The following is a 4,719-nucleotide window of genomic DNA, read 5'->3' as shown; positions in this document are numbered from 1 at the left end:
TACCTTGGGACCTGTGCTGTTTATTTCTTTGATGGCAGGGTTGTCCTCTTGTCAGAATCTTGACGAATACAATCCCTCGGGGGCAACTGCCGAGAATGTGTGGACAACGCCAGAGGGCTTTATAACCAATATTAACGGTGCTTATTCTGAGCAACGTAACTGGTATGGTAAAGAAGACGGCATCTTTATGGCGGAATCAGGAACTGACTTATGGTTCAATAAGGATAAAAGTACCTATGCCCAGCAGTTAACGCAGTATTCGGGATTAACTGCGAGTACAGGGAATCCTAACAGGGCTGCATGGATATCTGTTTGGAAAGCCATTAATATATGTAACGCGGGTATCAACCGTATCGGGCAAGCAGGGTTTACCTCAGTAGACGAGCGGAACCGCAGAGAAGGCGAACTCCGTTTTTTACGCGGATTTTACTATTGGCATATCGTGGAAACCTGGGGAGGGGTAATGCTGAGAACAGAAGAGACAAAAGAACCGCTGCTGACGGCCACAAGGAGTTCTGTATCCGATTTTTACGACCTGATTATCTCCGATTTTGAATTTGCAGCGCAATATCTTCCTGTACAAAGTTTCTGGGGGAACGAATATAGCAGAGCGAGCAAGAAATCGGCACTCGGATTTCTTTCGCGTGCTCTGCTTTCGAGAGCTTATTATGCGAAGCAGTCCGGAAACACTTCTGAAGCTAATACTTATTTCACCAGAGCACGGGATGTTGCTAAAGACGTTATTGCCCGGAAGAGCGAGCTCGGTACTGATCTTTGGAGCAGTTACGATCAGCTTTGGAATCCGTCAAACAATAAGAATAATAAGGAAGCCCTGTATATTGTCAGTAACTCGACCAATCCTTTGCTTAATATTGACCAGAATGGGAACAGAGTGTTCATGACATTCCAGAACAACTATACAAATAAGCTGGCACTTACGCAAAGTATAGCTTATGGGAACCCTAGCGCAAGCAGGCTGATGCCAACCCTGACGCTTCTGGATTATTTTGACGAAGCTACAGATGCAAGATATAATGCTTCCTTTCAGGAAGTGTGGATTGCAAACAAAGTGTATACCTGGACTTCCGCAGACGTCACTCTTTACCAAAAAGATGCCAGCCTTGTTGGTAAACAAATAAACATTGGAGATACTGCATTAGTAATTACCAAAAAAGTAGTGGCTAATAAATCGACCCGTCCTTATGTGATTCTGGACAGGAATGATGTGTACGGAACTGATAGTAAAATCAAAACCGGACGCGATTTCGTCAGCTTCCGTAAGTTTATGGATCCTAATATTACCGCGCCGAATTCCCAGGCAGGTTTCAACGACATCATGGTAATGCGTTTAGCCGAAATGTACATTATTGCCGCAGAAGCAGAATATGGGTTGGGTAATCTTAATGAGGCCGCCGGTTTCATCAATGTTTTGAGGACCAGAGCTGCATTGCCCGGGCAGCAAGCCGCCATGCAAATTAGCGCGGCAGATCTGACTAATAACTCCAACTTCATCTTAGAAGAAAGAGCCAGGGAGTTTGCTGGTGAATATCAGAGGTGGTTTGATCTCAAACGCGTGTTGAAAGGACAGGGAGGCCAGGAGTTTGTACAGTTTATAAATTCCCGTAATCCCGATATTACTCAGGTACAGCCGCATCACGTTCTGAGACCTATCCGTCAGGAGGAACTAAACTCATTACTTAACAGGGATGAGTTCGGTCAGAACCCCGGCTATTAACGGAGTGTCCTTTTCGTTTATTTACACAGGGCAGAAGCAGTAAACCTTCTGCCCTTTATTGTGTCAGTAACATTTTCGTGGAGGATAAGATGATACAATATGATGGGAAAATGATATAAAAAAGCCCATTTGCCTTATACTACTTTTGGAGTTTATTACGTACTAACCACAGTAACAGTACATAATTAAATTAAACGAACACACACAACCAAAAAAAGGATTTTGAATGAAGGGTTTCTTCCATTTCTATGTACTCACTTTTGTTGTATTTCTATTCTGCAAACAAGTATCCGCTGCGCCTGCACTTTCAGTGCAACGTGAAAAGATCACTGTTGTTATTCCCGCAACTGCCTCAGCGAGAATTAAGTTTGGAGCAGAAAGACTTTCCGAAATACTGAAAAAAAATGGTTATACAGTTACCCTTCTCCAGCAGGATAAGGCATCAGGAAACAAAGCTTCTGTGGTCATTGGGAGGATATCTGATAAGCTGATACAACAAGCAGGAAATATCACGGCTCCCTCCGGTAAAGAAGGCTTTACAATTGCGTCCAGAGGTAAAAACAAGCTCGCAGTGAGCGGATTTGACGAGTCAGGTACATTATACGGCTGCCTTGAACTTGCCGGCAGGGTAGAAAAACTGGGCAAGCTTCCCGAAAATATATCTTTTTCTGATAAGCCGGAAATGGTGCTTAGGGGTACCTGTGTTGGTATTCAGAAGCCTGAATTACTGCCCGGACGAGGGGTGTATGAGTATCCCTATACTCCTGAGTCTTTTCCCTGGTTCTATGATAAGGCCCTTTGGGTAAAGTATCTGGACATGATGGTCGAAAACCGCTATAATTCTCTTTATCTGTGGAACGGCCATCCATTTGCTTCGCTGGTAAAGCTGAAAGACTACCCCTATGCAGTAGAAGTAGACGACGCTACTTTCAAAAAGAATGAAGAAATGTTTCGCTTCCTGACGCAGGAAGCAGATAAAAGGGGTATCTGGGTGATCCAGATGTTCTACAATATTATCGTATCAAAACCTTTTGCTGAGAAGAACCAGCTTAAGACACAAGACAGAAACCGTCCGATCATTCCCGTTATTGCCGACTATACCCGGAAGTCAATTGCTGCCTTTGTTGAAAAATACCCGAACGTAGGTTTGCTCATTACACTGGGGGAAGCTATGGAGGGAGTTGGTCAGGATGATGTAGACTGGTTTACGAAAACCATTATACCGGGAGTTCAGGATGGGATGAAAGCTCTGGGAATCACGAAAGAACCTCCTATCGTTTTAAGGGCGCATGATACGGATGCACCCCGGGTTATGAAAGCTGCTTTGCCGGTATATAAAAACTTATATACGATGGCAAAATACAACGGCGAAGCTCTAACCACTTATACACCGAGGGGAACCTGGGCGGATTTGCACAGAACCCTGAGCCGGATCGGAACAGTACATATTGAGAATGTTCATATTCTTGCTAATCTTGAGCCTTTCAGGTACGGGTCGGCCGACTTTATCCAGAAGAGTGTTCAGGCTATGCACGATGTATACGAAGCCAATGGCTTACACTTATATCCGCAGGCTTCTTACTGGGACTGGCCTTATACGGCAGATAACGTGAAGGGACGTCAGCTTCAGATAGACCGTGACTGGATCTGGTATAAAACGTGGGCGCGCTACGCCTGGAATTGCCGCCGGGACAGAAATGAGGAAGTACAGTACTGGGCTGGATTACTGGCCGGTAAATTTGGTACCAATCAGGAAAAGGGAAAAGATATCCTGGAGGCTTACGAGCAAACCGGCGAGATTGCTCCCAAACTGCTGAGACGTTATGGGATTACAGACGGGAACCGTCAAACCCTCACTTTGGGCATGTTCATGACCCAGCTCATCAATCCTTTCCGCTATAATCTTTTCACATTGATGTACGAGTCTGAAGCTCCTGAAGGAGAGATGATCATTGAATATGCCGAGAAGGAATGGAAGAAGCAAAAACATATCGGTGAAACTCCGGTACAGGTTGCTGATGAAGTAACTGAACACGGCAGGAAGGCCCTGGAGGCAATCGATAGAGCTGCATCAGGGGTAGCACAGGATAAAGAAGAATTTTTAAGACTAAAAAACGACGTTTATTGCTACAATGAGCTTGCAGTATTTTATGCCGAAAAAGTAAGGGCCGCTCTGTGGGTGCTCAGATATAAATATTCTAATGATATTGCTGATCTTGAGAAAGCAGTTCCATATCTTGAACGCAGTGTTGCCCACTACAGGAAGCTTGCTGACCTGACAAAGGATACTTACCTGTACGCTAACAGTATGCAAACAATGCAAAGGAAAATACCGGTGAGGGGAGTAGATGCTACCTATAAAACCTGGGTAGAGGTTTTACCGAGATTTGAAGAGGAACTTGTTCATTTTAAAAGAAGTATAGACTCGTTAAAGCAAACAGGTAATTCAGGAAAGCAAAAAGAGATTAAACCGTATAAAAATGTCCCGGTAAAGATTTTATCCGGAGCTAAAGATTACTTCACTATCCAGGAAGGCCAGCAGGCATTAGCCGATACTGCCTCCCGCGTTACTGCTTTTGCAAAAGAGCTGGCCGGGTTAAAAGGTGTCAGGATGATAAGTGCGGAGCAAAAGACCAAAGGTACAAGTCTCAGGTTCAGTTCTTCAAAAGCAGTAAAGGTGCTCGTAGGATTCTTTAACAGCAAGACTCCTGGATTTTTGCCTCCTCCTGATCTGGAACATGACGCCAGTGCCAATGATTATGGCCAGTCGGAAATCAAGATTGCCAATGCCCTGGCCCTGCAAGGATTCCCTCCTGTGAATATTCACAGTTACTCTTTTAAACCGGGTACACATACGCTAACTTTAGCAAAAGGAACTGCGGTGATCTTAGGATTTATAGATGAAAATGAGCCGATGAGATTATATGATGCCGGGGTGGGCTTGCCTGATAGTAAGAAAGATATTGACTGGCTGTTTGAATAAA

Annotated in this window: 2 protein-coding genes; both read left to right on the top strand. The window is 44.4% G+C overall.

Features of this window, described 5'->3' with window-relative positions; all coding sequences use genetic code 11:
- Positions 1-1,735 (top strand): RagB/SusD family nutrient uptake outer membrane protein (locus tag DDR33_RS14945; protein ID WP_238387816.1); only part of this gene is annotated, 1,735 nt, incomplete at its 5' end.
- A 226-nt stretch (positions 1,736-1,961) separates the two neighbouring features.
- Positions 1,962-4,718 (top strand): alpha-d-galacturonidase, encoded by a 2,757-nt coding sequence (locus tag DDR33_RS14940; RefSeq protein WP_109416615.1) that lies wholly within the window; start codon positions 1,962-1,964, stop codon positions 4,716-4,718.
- Position 4,719: the final 1 nt, after the last annotated feature.

The sequence above is a fragment of the Pararcticibacter amylolyticus genome (genome assembly GCF_003130405.1).
Lineage (GTDB): Bacteria > Bacteroidota > Bacteroidia > Sphingobacteriales > Sphingobacteriaceae > Arcticibacter > Arcticibacter amylolyticus.
This window is presented reverse-complemented; position numbering and strand designations above follow the sequence as displayed.